11 protein-coding genes are annotated in these 17,975 nt (G+C 65.3%); 4 read left to right on the top strand and 7 right to left on the bottom strand.

Going from position 1 to position 17,975, the window contains the following annotated elements:
- The first annotated feature begins 2 nt into the window (after window positions 1-2).
- Window positions 3-626, top strand: a complete 624-nt coding sequence (gene thiE / locus XARJCFBP2528_RS11345) for a thiamine phosphate synthase (protein WP_016903553.1) — start codon at window positions 3-5, stop codon at window positions 624-626.
- Between the two features lie 1,053 nt (window positions 627-1,679).
- Here thiE and XARJCFBP2528_RS23710 read toward each other — a convergent pair.
- The gene (locus XARJCFBP2528_RS23710; protein WP_047124716.1) at window positions 1,680-4,856 is read right to left on the bottom strand and encodes an outer membrane beta-barrel protein; all 3,177 of its coding nucleotides are present in this window, start codon (window positions 4,854-4,856) and stop codon (window positions 1,680-1,682) included.
- 307 nt (window positions 4,857-5,163) lie between these two features.
- Here XARJCFBP2528_RS23710 and hemL point away from each other — a divergent pair, with 307 nt between their 5' ends.
- From hemL to XARJCFBP2528_RS11325, 3 genes are all read left to right on the top strand, one after another.
- The gene (gene hemL / locus XARJCFBP2528_RS11335; RefSeq protein WP_016903024.1) at window positions 5,164-6,453 is read left to right on the top strand and encodes a glutamate-1-semialdehyde 2,1-aminomutase; all 1,290 of its coding nucleotides are present in this window, start codon (window positions 5,164-5,166) and stop codon (window positions 6,451-6,453) included.
- A gap of 485 nt (window positions 6,454-6,938) precedes the next feature.
- Window positions 6,939-9,710, top strand: a complete 2,772-nt coding sequence (locus tag XARJCFBP2528_RS11330; RefSeq protein ID WP_047124715.1) for a winged helix-turn-helix domain-containing protein — start codon at window positions 6,939-6,941, stop codon at window positions 9,708-9,710.
- 75 nt (window positions 9,711-9,785) lie between these two features.
- The gene (locus tag XARJCFBP2528_RS11325; RefSeq protein WP_016903023.1) at window positions 9,786-10,994 is read left to right on the top strand and encodes an FAD-dependent monooxygenase; all 1,209 of its coding nucleotides are present in this window, start codon (window positions 9,786-9,788) and stop codon (window positions 10,992-10,994) included.
- A gap of 212 nt (window positions 10,995-11,206) precedes the next feature.
- Here XARJCFBP2528_RS11325 and azu read toward each other — a convergent pair whose 3' ends face one another.
- The 6 genes from azu to XARJCFBP2528_RS11295 form a co-directional block, all read right to left on the bottom strand.
- Window positions 11,207-11,656, bottom strand: a complete 450-nt coding sequence (gene azu / locus XARJCFBP2528_RS11320) for an azurin (protein ID WP_016903022.1) — start codon at window positions 11,654-11,656, stop codon at window positions 11,207-11,209.
- Between the two features lie 91 nt (window positions 11,657-11,747).
- Window positions 11,748-12,950: a pyridoxal phosphate-dependent aminotransferase gene (locus XARJCFBP2528_RS11315; protein ID WP_026064445.1), complete on the bottom strand. Its 1,203-nt coding sequence runs from the start codon at window positions 12,948-12,950 to the stop codon at window positions 11,748-11,750.
- A 30-nt stretch (window positions 12,951-12,980) separates the two neighbouring features.
- Window positions 12,981-13,484 carry a RidA family protein gene (locus XARJCFBP2528_RS11310; protein ID WP_026064444.1) on the bottom strand — a complete coding sequence of 168 codons (504 nt, stop codon included), beginning with the start codon at window positions 13,482-13,484 and terminating at the stop codon, window positions 12,981-12,983.
- A 31-nt stretch (window positions 13,485-13,515) separates the two neighbouring features.
- The gene (locus tag XARJCFBP2528_RS11305; RefSeq protein ID WP_047124714.1) at window positions 13,516-13,941 is read right to left on the bottom strand and encodes a c-type cytochrome; all 426 of its coding nucleotides are present in this window, start codon (window positions 13,939-13,941) and stop codon (window positions 13,516-13,518) included.
- Window positions 13,938-15,545, bottom strand: a complete 1,608-nt coding sequence (locus XARJCFBP2528_RS11300; protein ID WP_047124713.1) for a flavin monoamine oxidase family protein — start codon at window positions 15,543-15,545, stop codon at window positions 13,938-13,940. Before XARJCFBP2528_RS11300 ends, XARJCFBP2528_RS11305 begins: the two co-directional genes overlap by 4 nt.
- 87 nt (window positions 15,546-15,632) lie before the next feature.
- Window positions 15,633-17,915: a TonB-dependent receptor gene (locus XARJCFBP2528_RS11295; protein ID WP_026064441.1), complete on the bottom strand. Its 2,283-nt coding sequence runs from the start codon at window positions 17,913-17,915 to the stop codon at window positions 15,633-15,635.
- Between the last annotated feature and the right edge of the window lie 60 nt (window positions 17,916-17,975).

Raw genomic sequence — 17,975 nt, 5'->3', positions numbered from 1 at the left:
CCATGCCCGACCTGCACAACGCCCGCGGCGTCTACCTCATCACACCCGACGAGCCCGACACCGCGCGCCTGATCGCGCGCACTTTGCCGCTGCTGCCCGCTGTCGCCTGGCTGCAGTACCGCAACAAGCAGGCCACCGCGGCGCTGCGCCTGGAGCAGGCCAGTGCGCTGCACGAGGCCTGCGCCGCGCACGCCGTGCCGTTGATCATCAACGACGATGCGCAGCTGGCATTGCAGGTGGGCGCGCAGGGCGTGCACCTGGGTGAAGACGATGGCGAGGTGGCGGCGGCGCGTGCGCTGTTGGGCGAACAGGCCATCATCGGAGTGTCGTGCTATGACGAGATCGCGCGTGCGTACGCAGCGGTCGCGGCCGGTGCCAGCTACGTGGCCTTCGGTGCGTTCTTCCCCACCACCACCAAGGTGACGACACGTCGCGCAACGCCTGCGTTGCTACAGCAAGCTGGAGCGCTGGGAGTACCACGGGTGGCGATTGGCGGCATCGCGGCTGCGCAGGTGCCCGCGTTGGTGGCTGCGGGCGCCGAGTTGATTGCGGTGGTCAGCGGCGTCTATGCCGCGCCGGATCCGCTCGCGGCAGTGCAGGCCTATCGGGCCGGGTTTGCACGGTAGCGTGGCTGGCAGGTAACAGACAACAACCGTGGCGGGCCACACGCGCTAGCGAAGACACCGGAAACCAGGATTCGAGTCGAAGCGTCGTTTACCTGATGCAGTCACAAGCTGCGTGAGTCGAGGGCGCAGCAACCTGACCGCTCGCGGGACACGCCGTGCATCCGTCCCTGGAGGCTCCGTGGCGGCATCCATGCCGCCACGAGTCCCGCAATCGGTGAGGACACCGCACCAGACAGTTGGTCGGCGCTCTTGTGAAAAGCTGTCTCTCGTGCGGTATGCATTAGGACGTGAAGCCGTTGCTCCACGATCCAACGAGGCGCATCCAGCACCGCTCTTACCGTGCACACCGACCATCTCGATTGGTCCTTGCCCGCTCACCGTCGCAGGACCCTGAGCGGCATGGATGCCGCGCCGGAGCCTACATGGACGTACTTGCGGCGCGTCCCGCGATGGTGGGCGGGCAAGGGCCGTGCAGCCAACTCGCAGCGTCGTGTTCGCGGTGCCCTCACCGCTCGCGGGACGCGCCGTGCATCCGTCTCTGGAGGCTGCGTGGCGGCATCCAGGCCGCCAGGAGTCCCGCAATCGGTGAGGACACCGCACCAGGCAATTGGTCGGTGGTCAGGCAAACCCTGGGTGTTGCGAGACCTGCGTTGAGTGAGAAACTCGGAGTGCGCTTGTGGAAAGCCTGCGTGCCGCTGGAACTGCGATGCGGGATTTCCTGAGGCAACGTGATACGACCAGCGCACGTCATGCTCCGCTCTTGACCACGCACACCGACCATCTCGACAGGTCCTTGCCCGCCCACCGTCGCGGGACCTTACGCGGCATGGATGCCGCGTAAGAGCTTACAGGGACGTACTTGCAGCGTGTCCCGCGACGGTGGGCGGGCAAGGGCCCTGCAGCCAAGCCGCAGATCAACCGCTCTACACCTGCCGCGCGTCGTACGTCAGATGATTGAAGCGGCTTGAGCGCCAGCACCCAAACGCCAAAAACAAGGCAGCGACGCGTGCCATCACGCGTCGCTGCCGAAACCGAGCTCATTGCCTGGCGCGATCAGAAGTCGTAGCTCAATGTCACCCGACCCGAGCGCGGTGCCTGATAGGCCACGACCTGGTCCCAGAGCGGGTTGGTGGTGTTGTCGGGCAACTGCGAGAACGGATAGATGTTGGTTGCGGTCTGCTCGTTGGTGATGTTGAACACGTCGAAACGCAGTGCCAGCTTGCCGGCGGCGAATGCCGGCTTGTAGGTCACGCCCATGTCGAGCTGCGCGATCCAGCCCAGCCGTCCCTGCGAGCCGGGAGGCGATGCCACGCCGGTGCCGGTTTCCGGGTTGTAGCAGTAGTGGTAAGGACCGCCGGTGATCGCGCTGCCACCGTAGCCAGCCGGATCGGTGCCGGTGTAGTTGTCGCCGTAGTAGTTGCCCAGGCAATTGTGTGGTGCGCCCGAGATCAGGCTGAAGTTGGCCGACGCACCCCATTGCGGAGTGAACTGGTAGAAGCCGAACAACTTGAGCTGATGGCGGTGATCGTTGGATTGATCGCCGTTGAAGTGTTCCATCAGCGCCGCGTGGTCCCAGCTCTGCGTGGTGGAAACCGAGGCCTGGCCCTGATAGCTGCCCAAGGCGCCGCCGGTGCGCCACAGGTCCGAACGCACCTGGCCTTCGGTGGTGCCGTAGCTATGCGACCAGACGTAGTTGACCTTGGCGTACCACTTGCCGTCGAACGGACGTTCCAGGTTGAACTCGACTGCCGAGTAGTTGCGCTTGAACTTCGGGAAACCCGCCGCTTCGCGGCTCACCGATACTTCATGGAACTGGCCATCGGTGCCGATCACGCCCCAGGTATTGGTCTGGCCGGGATTGATCAGCGATGCACCGGCAACCTGCGAGAAATCGATGGTCACGCCCTGCGCGGCCGCAGCGGCGATCAATGCGGTATTGGAGACGTCGTAGTTCTGATCGTCGATACCCGCATTGAGGCGGCGATGCGTGCCGCGCACGCCCAGCACCCAGCCGGTCTCCAGCTGCTTGGTGAAACCGAGGATGACTTCGTCCTGGTTCTCGCCCTCGATGTCCTTGACCACTGCAGTGCGCACATCGGCGATGCGGCCGAAGCGCGAGTTGGCCGACACCGCCGACCCCAGCTGCTGCGCCAGGACCGGCGTGCCATCGGCATTGATGCCACTGTAGGTGAAGTAGGTATCGGTGGTGGTGGCCGGGGTGAACAGGCTCACTGCCGACAGTGGCAGACCGAGGTAATAACGGCCGACGTTGCCGAACACCTTCAGGCTGGAATCGCCGTTGACGTCCCAGCTGAAGCCCAAGCGCGGCGCCCAGGCATTATCCACTTCGATGTAGGGGTCGCCGGACGGGGTGTAGTTGGTGAACTCGTCCTTGCGTAGACCGATGCTCAGTAACACGTTGTCGGTGACCTGCCACTTGTCTTCGATGTAATAGGCGCGTTGCTTGGCCTCGTACGAATACAGGCTGGTATTGATGTTGCGCACCACGTAATAACCGCTCGATCCGTTGACAGGATCGACCAGGCCCGGGCTCGGCGCGCCGATGCCACCGGCTTCATTGGCCGACTGGCTGACCAGCCCGCCCGTCCGCAGGCCATTGGGATCGTTGGTCTGGCCGTAGGTCCACGCAAAGCCCGGGCCGGACAGCACCGAGCCCACATCGATACCCTCGGACTTCTGGTTGTCGATACCGAAGTTGAGCGTGTGGTGGCCGATGCGCCATTCCAGATTCAGGCGTTGATTGTCTTTCTTGTATTCGCGATCCGGTGAACTGACCGAGGTGACCAGCTGACTGCCGATGCGCGGCGTGCCGCCGGTGTAGGCCGGATTCTGCAGCGCGGCACTGTTGATGACCGGCCCGCCGGCTGCGTCGTAGTTGAAGGGCGTCAGCTCGTCGGGCGTTTTCATCTTGCCGTACAGCGCGGTCACGGTGAGGTTGTCGCTGAGGTAGCCGGTGTACTTGCCGGTGAACAGGGTCGGGCCGGTCTTCCAGGTGGACTCGTCGGTGAAATAGCTGCCACGCTGGCGATTGACGTAGTCGTAGCGGTAGATCGACCCGTTGGTCTCTGCCTCGTCGCTGGCGCCGGTCACCTCGATCAGGTGGTTGTCGGTGATGTTCCAGTCCACCTTGGCGTACCAGCGCTTCTGCTTGTAGTCGTAATCGGTCAGACCACCGGTGCGGCCGTTGTCGGTGTCGCGATTGGTGCCGACGCGTACGCCGTCCGAATCCACCTGTTCGGCGGCCAGGAAGAAGAACAGCTTGTCCTGGATGATCGGCCCACCGACATAGGCGCTGTAGGTGGTCTGATTCGCTTCGGCCTCGCTCGCCGGCTGATACAGGCCATTGGCCGAGCGCGCGTAGCGGTAGGCGGCGTTGTTGATCGTGCTGCCCTGGCTGTCCGGGCGCCAGTAGATATCGCGCTGGTTGGCACGCAGGCCATTGGGTTCCCAGATGACGGCGGCGCCGAACTTCCACTCGTTGGTGCCGCGCTTGCCGATCTGGTTGATCACGCCGCCATTGGCGCGGCCGTACTGCGCGCCATAGCCGCCGGTGAAGATTTCCTGCTGGTCGATGGCGCCGTACGGCAGGGTCAGACCACCCAGGTTGTTGCTGATGGTGGTGGTATTGAACCCATTGAGGTAATAGGCGTTTTCGCTGGCGGCCGAGCCGCCGAAGCTGGGCAGCGAGCCACCGAGCGGGCCATTGTCGAAGCCGCCGCTGTTGACCACCACGCCCGGTGCGAGCAAAGCGATCGCCTCGGCGGTGCGGCCCAGCGGCAGCTGCTGCAGCTGCTCGGCGGTGACCACGGTGCGGGTGTCCACGCTGCTGACGTCGATGGTGGTCAGGCCCGCGGCGGTGACGGTGACGCTGTCCAGGGTCTGCATGCCGCTCCCCGAAGCGGCAGCGAACGAGACGTCGGTGTTGGCGCCGACGGTGATCGCGACGTTTTCGCGGGTTTCCACCACCGCGCCATCGCGCTTGACCGTGACCTTGTAGGTGCCCAGCGGCAGATTGCCGGCGGTGTACCGGCCGCGTGCATCCACCGGCACTTCGCGGCTGAAACCGCTGTTGTTTTCCACCAGCACGCTGGTGCCGCTGCTCTGTCCCACGCTGCCGACGATGCTGCCGCTGGTGGACTGCGCGTGGACGCTCCCCATGGCCACGACCAGCGCCAACGCCAAGGCACGCTTCTGGATACTACGGTTCATGTTTTCTCCCCAAGTCTGGAACTGTCGGCAACGCGACAAAAATGAACGGCGCCAATGGCTACCGGAATCACACTCTCTGAACATCTGCCGCAGCAGACCAATGACCACCGGTCATTTGCTCATGCCAAACCGTCGATACCCTTGCGTTCGATCATAGGCAGCCGGATCGCCCTACCCGTGCGCTCCGACGGGTAGGCAGGCATCTGGTGGGTAGGCGGACGGGGGCCGCAAGCCTGACAATGGCGGGTGCGCCGCCCGCAGTCGGGCAGCGCCGCCCCCAATCGGTACCACTCAAGGATCTGCGCGCATGAACCACACCCGCTCCCACGCCCTGTTCGCCCAGGCGCAGACGCTGCTGCCCGGCGGCGTCAACTCACCGGTGCGTGCATTCAAGTCGGTCGGCGGCGAGCCGTTCTTCGTGGCGCGCGCCGATGGCCCGTATCTGTATGACGTGGACGACAACCGTTACATCGACTACGTGGGCTCGTGGGGGCCGATGATTGCCGGCCACAATCACCCGGCAGTACGCGAAGCGGTGGAGCGCGCGATCCGCGACGGCCTGTCCTTCGGTGCACCGTGTGCGGCCGAAGTCACCATGGCCGAGACGATCCACCAGCTGGTGCCGTCCTGCGAGATGGTGCGCATGGTCAATTCCGGCACCGAAGCCACGCTGTCGGCGGTGCGCTTGGCGCGCGGCGCCACCGGGCGCAACCGCATCATCAAGTTCGAAGGCTGCTATCACGGCCATGGCGACTCGTTCCTGGTCAAGGCCGGCAGCGGCATGCTGACCCTGGGCGTGCCGACCTCGCCGGGCGTGCCCTCCGGCCTGAGCGAGCTGACCGCCACCCTCAGCTTCAACGACTTCGAAGGCGCCACCGCCATGTTCGACGAGATCGGTGCCGACGTGGCGGCAGTGATCATCGAACCGGTGGTCGGCAACGCCAACTGCATTCCGCCGCAGGCCGGCTACCTGCAGCACCTGCGCACGCTGTGCACGCGGCATGGCGCACTGCTGATCTTCGACGAGGTGATGACCGGTTTCCGCGTCGCGCTCGGTGGCGCCCAGGCGCATTACGGGGTCACGCCGGACCTCAGCACCTTCGGCAAGATCATCGGCGGCGGCATGCCGGTGGGTGCGTACGGCGGCCGGCGCGACTTGATGGAGCAGATTGCTCCGGCCGGCCCGATCTACCAGGCCGGCACCTTGTCGGGTAACCCGGTGGCGATGGCGGCAGGCCTGGCGATGCTGGAACTGGTGCAGGAGCCCGGCTTCCACGCCCGCCTGAGCGAGGCCACCAGCGTGTTGTGCGAGGGACTGGAAGATGCCGCGCGCGCGGCCGGCATTTCCGTCACCACCAATCAGGTCGGCGGCATGTTCGGGCTGTTCTTCACCGACGAAGTCGTGGAGAGCTACGCGCAGGCCACTGCCTGCGACATCACCACCTTCAACCGTTTCTTCCACGCGATGCTGCAGCGGGGCGTGTATCTGGCGCCGTCGGCGTACGAGGCCGGCTTCATGTCCAGCGCGCACGACGCGGCAGTGATCGAGGCCACGCTGGCCGCCGCGCGCGAGGCGTTTGCGGAAGTGGCGCACTGAGGCGTCTTCGGGCGTCGTCTTGTCTGCGAGCTGGCACGGACACGCTGACCTTGTGTGGCGTTGAAAGCCAGGCGTGACCGCGTGCCTCGCGATGCTCACCGATGGCGCTGGCTGGGCTCGCGGCATCGGCGATGCCTGATGTGTATCTCGACTCCGCGCCGACACTGAACAGGCGCGGCGCCGGCGTCGCGGCCGGGCCCATGGCGTCCGGATGGACTCGGCTGTTGCCTGGCGCCGGCGTACACCCTGCGCCAGCGCTTGCGCCATTCAGGCGACGGCGCAACGACAAGCTTTGCTTTTGTCTTGTGGCTGTCATACCTTTCTGAGAGGTGTCCACGGATGGGCATGGGTGGGGACCCTCGAAGCAGCCGATATGACGTTGTCGCCGGTCACGGTGACGCGATATGCATCGCCGCTGTTTCATCACGATCTGCAGCGTGTCGAGCCGGCGCGCTGCCGACGCTTGCCAGGGCCGCCCTCGCCTCATGCTCAAGCCTGTTGCGTTGCTCACACCGCGCCCCTCACCGTCGCGCGATTCCGCCCTTCCCGATTGGCTGCTTGCCAGCAAGCTGGAGCCGCCGCTGCCGCGTACCGGTGCGGTAGTGCGCGGCGCGTTGCTGGCGGCGCTGGATCAGGCCCAGGTCCGGCCACTCACCCTGCTGCTGGCACCGCCCGGATTCGGCAAGACCACGCTGCTGGCGCAGTGGCATGCGCAGCTGCGCGCACGCGAGCACGCGGCCGTGGCCTGGCTGTCGCTGGACGAAGAGGACGCCGATGCCGGGCGTTTCCTTGGCCATCTGGCGTTGGCGATCCAGCACGCAGGTGCCGATCCGGCGCTGTGCGCCGCAGTGCTGCACAACCGCGACCAGGATCCGCGCGAGGCGGTGACGGTGCTGATCCGCGCGCTGCGCACGGCGCCACGGCGCATCAGCGTGATTCTCGACGATTACGACCGGCTCGGCAGCGGCATCGTCGACGAGCTGGTGCTGCGGCTGGTCGAGCACGGCGGCGGACGCCTGCACCTGCTGCTGGCCACCCGGCGCGTGCCGGCACTGCCGCTGGCGCGGCTGGACCTGCAGGCGCAGCTCAGCCGTCTCGGCAGTGCGCAACTGGCGCTGGACGAGCACGAGGCGCAGGCATTGCTGGGCCCCCAGGTCCCGGCGCCGGTGGTGGACGAATTGCTGCGCTACACCGAAGGTTGGCCGGTGGCGCTGCATCTGGCGCGTCTTTGGCTGGAGGGTGGCGCGCAACGTCAACAGGAGGTGGCCGCGCGTTTCTCCGGCCGCAGTGCGCAGATTGCCGCGTACCTGACCGAACAGGTGGTCAACGATCTGGATGCCGATACGCGCGATCTGCTGTTGCGGACCAGTCCATTGGAGCGCGTCAACGCAGCGCTGGCCGATGCGGTGCGCCAGTGCGACGACAGCGGCCGGCTGCTGGCGCGGCTGGAACATTTCCACGGCCTGCTGGTGCCCATGGATGGCGAGCGCGAATGGTTCCGCTATCACCCCTTGTTTGCCGACTTCCTGCAGCAACTGCTCGATCGCGAACATCCCGGCCAGGCCACGCACCTGCATCAACGGGCCGCACGCTGGTTTGGCGAGCATCGGCATCTGGCCGAAGCGGTGCGGCACGCATCGCGCGCCGAGTGCGGCGACCTGGCCGCCAGCTACATCGCGCGCGCCGGCACCTGGCAACTGGTGCTGACCCACGGCACGCACGAGGTGCGCGCATTGCTCCGGCATTTCGAACACCGCACCATCCGCGACACCCCGGCGCTGAATCTCACCCAGGCGCATCTGCACGCAAGGCTCGGCGAGTTCAGCCATGCGCGCCTGCTGCTGGAACGCTTCCGCGACTTTCCAGCTGCGCTGCGTGAGCCCTTGCAGCGCGACTACACGGTGGTGGTGGCGCTGTTGCGCGATCGCCTCGACGAAATCTGCGGCAATCCGCATGGCCTGACCCAGATCGCCGCGCAGGCATCCGCGCTGGACGAAGACGATCATCTGGGCCGCGGCATGCTGCTGTGCATCTGCGCCACCACCGCCATTGCGCAGGGCGCCTTTGCATTGGCCGAACGCTACGCCCTGAACGCACGCGACGCGATGCAGCGCGGTGGCAGCGAACCGGGCGCAAGCCAGGCGTTGCTGGCGTTGGGCCAGAGCTTTTTCTACCGCGGGCAACTCGGCGACGCCGAAGCCTGTTACCGGCAGGCCCTGAACTGGTGCGCGCGCACCCCGCAACTGGATCGCGTGCTGGAGGCCGCCGGCCAGTGCCTGCTCGCGCAACTGCATTACGAACGCGGCCACCACGACGATGCGGCCGACCTGCTGCATCCGGCGCTGGAACTGCTGGAACAGCACGACGGCGGCATGGACGTGCTGGCTGCCGCCTACGACACCGCGCTGGGACTGGAGCGTGTGCGCGACCACAGCGGGCGCAGTGCATTGGCGCTGCTCGAACACGTCGAACAGATCGCACACGGGCGCAAGCTGACGCGCCTGTCGGAATTGGCGGCAGCATGGCGCTTGATGCTGTTGCTGGAACATCCGGGCAATGCCGCCATCGATGTGGTGATCGCCCGTACCGGCGGCGAATCCGGCTTGGCGCATATGCTGCGCTCGCCCCACCGCTGGCGCGATCGTGCGGCGATGGGCTTTGCGCTGGCACGCTGGCACCGGCTGGCCGGACGCAGCAGTGCCGCGCTGACCATCCTGGGCCAGATCGAACAGGCCTGCCTGGCCAATGACAATCTGTGCCACCTCGCGCGCACCCGCGCACGCATCGCACTGGTGCTGCAGCAGCGTGGCGAACTGGCCGCGGCGCTGCCGCATCTGTACAGCGCGCTCGATCATGTAGCGCTGACGCAGAGCTGGCAGGCGATCGTCGAACTCGGACTGCCTGCCAAGGCAATGCTGCGCTCGCTGCGTCAACACGACCCGCAGACCGTCGGCGGCACCACCCGCGCACTCACCATCCAGGCCCTGCTCGAACGCCTCAGCGGCGACGAGGACCCGGCCGGCAACATCTTCAGCGAGCGTGAGCTGGAAGTGCTCGCGCAACTGGCACGCGGGTATTCCAACAAGCAGATCGCGCGCTGCCTGCACCTGTCGGAAAACACGGTCAAGTTCCACTTGAAGAACCTCTATCGCAAGCTCGATGCACGCAGCCGCGAAAGCGCGTTGGCGCAGGCCTTGCAACGCGGGTTGTTGCGCGCAGCGGATCCGCCCGGCAGTGCGGAGACGTCGCCAGGCTGACCGCCAGCGTCGGCGCTAGCCTCCTCCCGATAAAAATACATCATGTATGATGTATTTTTATCGGGAGCTCACAGCATGGCTGCTCGCATCCTTGTCACTGGCGCCAGCGTTGCCGGCACCACCACGGCCTGGTGGCTTGCCAGGTATGGCCGCGATGTTGAAGTCGTGGAGCGCGCGCCGGCGTTCCGCGACGGCGGGCAGAACGTGGACGTGCGCGGCACTGCGCGAGACGTGCTGCGCCGGATGGGCCTGGAAGCGCTGCTGCTCGAACGCAGCACCCGGGAGCGCGGCACCGATTGGGTCACCGAAGACAATCACGTGGTCGGCCGCTTCGAAGCGGCGCACTCCGACACCGACGGCGGCCCGACCGCGGAGATGGAAATCCGCCGCGGCGATATCGCCCGGATCATCTACGAGGCCGCAGCGGCGCAAGGAGTGCGCTTCCGCTTCGGTGACAGCATCGAACACATTGAGCAGCACGACGGCGGCGTCCAGGTCACCTTTGCCGGCGGCCATCAGGAAACCTATGCACTTGTAGTGATCGCCGAGGGCGTCGGCTCGCACACCAGGGAGCTGGTTTTCCCTGCAGAGAATCGGCCGCGCTGGATGGACCTGACGATTGCCTATTTCAGCACTCCGCAGATCGCCAGTGACGGCGTCTATGCGCGGCAATACAACACGCTGGGCGGCCGGGGGGCGGTGGTGAAACCTGCGCGCGACGGCAAGTTGGGAGTCTATCTCGGCATCCAGAAGCGACCCGGTCACGAGAACAGCTGGAGCGTGGCGCAGCAGCGCACCTTCATTCACGCGCAGTTCTCCGCGCTAGGCTGGGAGTTTCCGCGCATCCTGGATGCGATGATGGACGTCGACGACTTCTACTTCGATGTGCTGCGCCAGGTACGCATGGACCGCTGGTCCAACGGTCGGGTGGTCCTGACCGGCGATGCGGCATGGTGCCCGACCGCACTGTCCGGCATCGGCACCACGCTTGCGATCGTGGGTGCTTATGTCCTTGCCGGAGAGCTTGCCAGGTCGGAGACGCCGGCGACCGCTTTCGCACACTACGAACGCATCATGCGCCCCTTCGTCAAACAGGGGCAGAACATTCCCAAGCTGGTTCCGCGCCTGCTGTGGCCGCATACCCGCTTCGGCCTGGCAGTGCTGCGCAACGCCATCCGCCTGGCCAGCCGGCCCGCACTCAGGTCGTTCATCAACAACCATTTTGCACGGGACGCCAATGCCATCGCCTTGCCAAGCTACGATACGAGTAGACCAACCGATTGACCGGGAAAGCCCGTTAAAAACGCAGACTACATCGCGTTCGGCGAAAGACGCTGATGCGCCAAAGCCGAAACTAGAAGCAGCATCCACGACGCTGGTTGGCGCCTGCCACCCACTCCGGTCGCGATCGCTCTGGAGCACGCGACGCAACCGCGTGCCAGCTCCCTCACACTTCACTCCTGCCGCGGCCACGCACACCTGCGGCACGTGACAGCTCAACCGAAACTCAGCGTGCCCTTCATCATCGCCCAGTGGCCGGGGAACGAGCAGAAAAAAGTGTAATCGCCACCCTTGCTCAACTTGCTGGTGGGAAAGCTCACCGTGGTGCTGTCGCCGCCGCCGATTACCTTGGTGTGCGCGATCACGCGCGCGTCGGCCTTGGGCAGATAGCTGTCGGCAATGGTGGAGCGTATGCCGGCATTGGCCACTGCCTGGAAGTCGGCGGACTTGGTCAGCACCCAGTTGTGCCCCATCACCGTGGCAGCCATCTTGCCGGAGTGCTTGAGCGTGAGGTCCACCTGCGTGCAGTCGGGCGCCAGCTTGATCGCGCTCTGGTCGAACTTCATCTGATCGTTGCCGGTGATGGTGACGGCGCAGGTACGCGCCCATGCCGAAGGCGCCAGCAGCACCAGACCAAGCACGGCAAATGTCGAAAACACTTTCAAGGGAACACTCCTGCGTTAAGGGATGCGCGACGCCCAGCGCGCCTGGCCACACCAGCGCGTTCGCATGCGCCGGTGATGCCAGAGTAACGCCTCATGCGTAACGGAAAAAAGCATCCATCGGATCATGCACCGCTGCCGTGGCGTCCGGCAGCGGCAACGGGCCGCGCTTGCCGGCGATCACCTGCACGAAGGCCTGCTTGAAGCGCGCCATCTCCGCGTCGGTGCCGACGGTGATGCGCGACCAGGTCGGCCATACCGGCCAGCTGCGTCCGATGAACACGCCATGGGTGGCCATGTCGTCCTTGAAGCCGGCGGCCGGGCGCTTCACATCGACCATGAAGCAGTTGCTCTCCGAGGCGGTGCAGGCGTAGCCCTGCTTGACGAGAAACTCCATCACGTCCTTGCGTGTGGCCGCGGTACGTGCGCGCCGCTGCGGCACCAGTGCGGGATCGCGCAGGCTGGCCAGGCCTGCGGCGGCGGCGGTCACCGGCAGGCTGTTGACGCTGTAGAACATCAGCTTGGCCAGCAGGTCCGGGCGCGCGGCCGCATAGCCCAGGCGAATGCCGGCCATGCCGTAGAGTTTGGAGAAGGTGCGCAACACCACCACGTCCTCGCCCGCGGCAACCATGTCGACCACGCTGCTGGTGCTCTGCGCAAAGTGGATATAGGCCTCGTCCACCACCAGCACGCTACCCTTGGGCTTGTGCGCCAATGCGTAGTCCAGATCCTTGCGTGCGGTGACCGAACCGGTGGGATTGTTGGGATTGCAGATGTAGATCACGCCAGGGCTGGCGTCGGCGGCGCACATCGCCTGCACATCGTGCGAGAAGTCCTTGCGCAACGGCACCTTGATCAGTTTTGCGCCATTGCGGGTGGCGGCGCGCCAACCGGATTCGTAGGTGGGGTCGGCAGTGACCAGCGCGGCGCTGGGCGAGGTGAACGCCAGCATGGTGTAGTCCAGCGGCTCGGTGGAGCCGGCGTAGGCCATCAGGTGATTGACCGGCAGCTTGAGCTCGGCGGCCAGGGTATCCATCAGCTCCATCTGCACATCGCGCAGGTAGCGTCCGCCTTGCGGTGCGATCTGCGCGATGGCCTTGACCGCGGCCGCCGACGGGCCATCGGGAAATTCGTTGGAGCCGATCATCACCGGCGACAGCGCACTGGCCGGCATCGGCGCGATGGCGGCAGAACGTTCGGCGGCACTGGCCAGCAGCGGCAGCGCACTCGCACCGGCAGCGCCGGCAAACAGCGCGGAATCGCGCAGAAACATGCGGCGCGAAAGAGCAGTTTTCATGACAACCTCCAGCAGGACGGCACGACGGGTTCAGGGACGAACGGCGACCACTTCGATTTCCACCCGATACAGCGGATTGCCGAGCGCGGCGATCTGGAAGGCCGAGCGTGCCGGCAGGTTGGGCTGCTCCTTGGTGCCGAAGAACTGGCGGTAACCCTCCATGAATCCGTTGAAATCCATCTTGCCGCCCATGGCCGGATCGCCGACCAGAAACACCTGCATCTTCACCACATCGCTCATCCCCAGGCCGAGCGCTGCGAGTTGCTGCTTGATCTGGGTCAACACGCTGACCGTCTGCGCCTTGGTGTCGCCATAGGCGGCAGCCGAATCCTTGGGCGCACTGGCATCCACCACCGCCGGCACCTTGCCGCTGACATAGACGGTGGCCTTGCCGGCGGGAATTTCCACGGCGGCAGCGATGGGGAAATCGCTGTTGGGGATCTTGTGGCGGATCACCTCGGCGGCGTGCGCAGCGGTGAGGCCCGCAGACCACAACAGGGCAGCGGTGAGGACGGCTGTCACTGGACGGGACATGGCAACTCCTTGCATGAGAGGGAAAGGGGCATCAGTGACGTAGCAATTTGACGTCGTCGACGGTGACGCGCTCGGCGTGGTCGTTACCGAAGTGCGTGCGTACATAACTCACCACTTCGGCCACCTGGCGGTCGTTGAGCATCTCGCCGAAGCCGGGCATGCCAGCGTGGCCGTCGAGCACCATCATGGTGACGTAGGGTCCAGCGGCCAGCTTGGGATTGCCGGCAAGCGCGGGGTATTCGCCGGCACCTTGCGCGCCGTGCCCGGCCGGCATGTGGCAGCCCTGGCAGATCGCCTGGTAGACGTCCTGGCCGGATGCCTTGGCAAAGCCCTGCTGCGGGAACAGCTGGGTGGCATCGGAACTCTGCGCCCGCGCGTCGTATGCGCCCGGCGGCACCAGCAAGGCAGCCATCGCAACGACGAAGCTGGCCGCGGCCAATCGTGGTAACAGACTCATGCGCGACCTCCTCCGGCCAGCACTTTGCGATGCAGACGGCCGACGACATCGTGCGCGGACAAGATCGCGCCCTCCTGCCAGGCCGGAATATAGGAGACGTGTTCACCGGCCAGCGCCAGGCGCCCGTCGATCTGGCACAGCGGCGTGTAGTGTTCGGCACGCGCCTGCTCGCTCCACATGCCGAAACAGCCATGCGTGAACGGCACGCGGTGCCAACCGACCGAAATGCCGTTCTCGAACTCGCGTGGATATTGCGGATGCAGCTGCGTGCCGTATTCGACCGCCTTGCGCACGCGCTGCTCCGGGGGCATCGAGGTGAACTGGTAGGCGTCCAGTCCCCAGACGTAGGCACCGAGCAGCACGCCCTTGCCGGGGCTGTGATAGTTGGTGCTGGGATAGCTGATCAAGGTGATCGGCAGATCGGTGTAGCTGATGCCGCCGTAGATGGCCTCGTCCTCTTCCCAGAAGCGGCGCTTGAACTGCAGGCCCACCTTCACCGATGCCGCATACGGCACCTGGCCGATCGCGGTAGTCATCGCGTCGCCGGCGGTGACCGGAATGCGGCTGAGCACCGACAACGGAATCGTGCAGATGCACCAATCGGCGCTGGCGATGCGTTCTTCGCCGCCGTGCGCGGCATCCTGCCAGGACACACGCACGCCGTTGCCGTCCTGATCGATCCTGGTGACCTTGGCGTTGTAGGTGATGGCATCGCCAAGCTGCTTCGCGAACGCCTTGCCGATCTGGTCCATGCCGCCCACCGGCTGGAACATGGTGGTCTGCATTTCGTAGTTGTTGCCGGCCGCCAGCGTGGTCCACAAGCGCGAGCGCAACACGTCCTGCACGCTGAAGGGATCGGAGAACTCCGGCTTGCCCGACAGGCCGCCGCCGGGATACCGCGCAAAGCCGCGCCGCTCGCTGCTGTCCTTGCCTTTGACGTAGCCGAACTTGTGGTCGAGCGCGCCCCAGGTCCGCAAGGACTCCAACAGCACTTCCTGGTCTTCGCGGCTCACGCTCTTGTCCAGCGCCTGCTGCTGGGTGCACTTGGCCAGCAGCTCGGACACGTGGCCCTTGTAATCGGCATCGATGGCGCGAAAGCGCTGCGGTTTGCCGCCAAAGCCTTGCTGGCTGTGCAACAGCGCGTTGTAGTTGACCTGGTTGAATGCCTCCAGGGCCACACCGAATTGCTTGCAGTAACTCAGCACCGCCTTGTGGTGATGCGGAATGCGCCACGGCCCCGGATTGAGATACAGCCCGTCGTCGAACTGGCAATGCTGGGTCGCCCCGCCGAGTTCGGTATAACGGTCGCCGCCGCGCAGCGTCCAGTTACGCCCACCGGGGCGGTCGTTGTATTCCAGCACCTGCACGCGGTACCCCGCCTTGCGCAGTTCGAAGGCCGCAGCCATGCCGGCCAGTCCCGCCCCCAGAATCAGCACCGAGGCGCCCTTCGGGTCGCCATCCAGTTTCAGCGGCCCTTTGAAATTTGATTCGGCGGCCATGCCCAGGCTGCTCATCGCCTGGTACATCATCGCGCCGCCAGCGGTCATGCCGATGCGCGCCAGCAGTTGCCGCCGCGTCATCGCCCCAGAATGATTGCCTTGCATCAACGCGTAGTCCTTGCATGTCGTGGAACGAGTGCGACTGACAAAACGCATAACGCGGCCGGCAGTGACGCCGGCCGCATCACCGCCTCAGAACTTGTAGGACAGACTGGCGAACAGCTGGCGCGGTGCGATCAACTGGTACGAGCCGGAACTCTCGTTCGGGAACACCGCACCGATCGCATCGTCCTTGTCGAACAGGTTGTAGACCGACAACTGCAGCCGCCCACCGGCCAGGAACCCGGCATCCTCGCCCTGATAGCCGAGGCTGCCGTTGACGATGAAGGTGGCATCCACCTGGTCGGTATTGAGCGTGTCGCCGTAGCGCTTGCCGGTGTATTTGGTATCGAGGTTGGCGAAGAAATGCTCGCCCTCCCAACCGCCGTTGAGGCTGAACATCACCTTGGGCGAGTCCGGCACTTCGTTGCCTTCCACCTGCACCAGATTGCCGCTGACCGGGCCGAAATAGTTGTCCTGGAACTCGGATTTGTTCCAGGTCAGCGACGCCCCCAGCCGCCAGCCCGGAGCCGGCTTCCACATGCCGGACACTTCCGCGCCATAGGTCTGCACGTCGCCGACGTTGGCGTAGATCGTGGGCGCGACCACCAATGGATCCGGGTCGGTCAGCGCGATGATGCGGTTTTCGTAATCGATCTTGTAGGCGGCGACGTAGCCGCTCCACTGGCTGGATTCGGCGCGGATGCCGATATCGATATTGGTGGATTCCTCCGGCGCGATATCCGGATTGAATGCGCCCGAGGTCAACGCCAGCCGCGGCGCCGAGCTGAAGTTCTCCGCGTAGTTGGCGAATACCTGCACGCCCTCGGCGAGCTGGAAGCTGGCGCCGACCTGCGGCTGGAACCAGTCACTGTTCTTGATGGTGACATCGCGGCGCACACCGACATTGAAGTCATCGAGATTGGCGATGCCGTTGTAGTCGCGTTTGACATCCAGGCCCTTGGCACCGAACTCCATGGTGAGCCGGTCATCGAGCAGGCGCAGCGTGTCCTTGATGTAGAGCTGCTTCACCTCGGTGGAGAAATGGTTGTCGTAGTAGATGACGATCGGCAGCGAACCCTTGAGCAATGCACCGGTGGCCGGATCCAGGTTGTACAGCGGGCGCACCTGGTCAAAGTCGTAGTTCTCGTACCACGCACCGACTTCGAGCTTGTTGTGCTCGGTCTCCCACGACACCGCGGTGGTCACGCCGTAGCGATCGCCGCCCATGATTTCCTCGCGCCGCGTCATCGCACCGACACGGGTGACATTGCCATTGGCATCGACGATCTGCGGGTCGTTGATGGCGATGTCGGTGCGCCCCGGCGTACCAGCGATGGCATCGTTGTACAGGCCAGTAGCCGTGCTCGGCGGCGTGCCGCCGACGCCGTAACCATGCTTGTTCTCGTAGTAGCCGGTGAAGGTGAAACCGATCGCATCGTTGAACAGGAAATCGCCGTGCAGGCTGAGCAGCGAGTCGCGGCGGCCGTTCTGCCATTCGCTGTAATGCTCGGCATCCACTTCCGGATTGCCGGTGATGCGTTCGTGCAGATCCCATGCGACCGAGCCGTCGGAGTTGTACGACTGCACGTCGTAGTCCTTGCGGTTGTTGTAGATCCAGCCCAGGGTCAGGTGGCCCACGTCCCAGGCCTGGCGGATCTTGGCTTCGAAGTGATCGCTCTTCTGCGTGGCCGGTTCCATGTCCCACACCCCGCCCTGCGTGCGCGAGGCAGACAGATAGGCGCTGGGGCCGCCTTCCCACCAATCCGGCGTATCCAGCCGCACGAAACTGCGTACCAGATCGTCCGAGCCGATGGTCTGGGTGAGATTGCCGCTCCAGCTGTCGCCGCCTTTCGGGGGCAGGCTGGTGTAGCGGATCGCACCGCCAAGTGCGTGGTAGGAAGGCTGGGTGACATCGCCGGAACCGGCCGACACGGTGACGTCGAGCAGGTTCTCGCTGGACACGTAGCGGGTGATCGGGCCGCCTTCGCGGGTGTCGAAGGTTTCGATCGGAATGCCGTCCAGGGTCACGCCGATCTGGTTGGCGGAAAAGCCGCGGATGGTCATCGAGTCGCCGAATTCGTACAGCCCGAACGGATCGGTGGTCTGCACATTCACGCCGGGCAGGCTCGCCAGTAACTGCTGCGGTGCCACGCCGGGCACCTGGGCCTGGATCTCGGCAACGGAGATCGAGGCCGTGGTGCGCGTGGAGCCGGTACCGACCACGCTAACCGCGTCCAGCGTGCGCGCTTCCTGTGCCAGGACGGGCAGGCTGTGTGCGCCAGCCAGCACCAAGGTCATCGAAGCCAGCGTGCGACCACGCGTGGCAGTGGTGAGAATGGCGGCGACCGACGCCGCCAGTTGATCGGTGTTCAAGCGCTTGCGCATGCAATCGACCCCCTGGATGGTGTGACGTGCTGAGTGACCGGGCCCGCT

Origin of the sequence: Xanthomonas arboricola pv. juglandis (assembly GCF_001013475.1) — a bacterium.
In the GTDB taxonomy this organism is placed as follows: Bacteria; Pseudomonadota; Gammaproteobacteria; order Xanthomonadales; family Xanthomonadaceae; genus Xanthomonas; species Xanthomonas arboricola.
The sequence above is the reverse complement of the archived record's forward strand: the minus strand, read 5'-3'. Positions and strand labels throughout refer to the sequence as shown.

What these genes read in the sequence shown, in the direction of transcription:
- XARJCFBP2528_RS11330 (WP_047124715.1), top strand. Translation starts at nt 6,939, where the DNA reads ATGCTCAAGCCTGTTGCGTTGCTCACACCGCGCCCCTCACCGTCGCGC.
- XARJCFBP2528_RS11305 (WP_047124714.1), bottom strand. Translation starts at nt 13,941, where the DNA reads ATGAGTCTGTTACCACGATTGGCCGCGGCCAGCTTCGTCGTTGCGATG.
- hemL (WP_016903024.1), top strand. Translation starts at nt 5,164, where the DNA reads ATGAACCACACCCGCTCCCACGCCCTGTTCGCCCAGGCGCAGACGCTG.
- XARJCFBP2528_RS11310 (WP_026064444.1), bottom strand. Translation starts at nt 13,484, where the DNA reads ATGTCCCGTCCAGTGACAGCCGTCCTCACCGCTGCCCTGTTGTGGTCT.
- XARJCFBP2528_RS11315 (WP_026064445.1), bottom strand. Translation starts at nt 12,950, where the DNA reads ATGAAAACTGCTCTTTCGCGCCGCATGTTTCTGCGCGATTCCGCGCTG.
- XARJCFBP2528_RS23710 (WP_047124716.1), bottom strand. Translation starts at nt 4,856, where the DNA reads ATGAACCGTAGTATCCAGAAGCGTGCCTTGGCGTTGGCGCTGGTCGTG.
- thiE (WP_016903553.1), top strand. Translation starts at nt 3, where the DNA reads ATGCCCGACCTGCACAACGCCCGCGGCGTCTACCTCATCACACCCGAC.
- XARJCFBP2528_RS11300 (WP_047124713.1), bottom strand. Translation starts at nt 15,545, where the DNA reads ATGCAAGGCAATCATTCTGGGGCGATGACGCGGCGGCAACTGCTGGCG.
- XARJCFBP2528_RS11325 (WP_016903023.1), top strand. Translation starts at nt 9,786, where the DNA reads ATGGCTGCTCGCATCCTTGTCACTGGCGCCAGCGTTGCCGGCACCACC.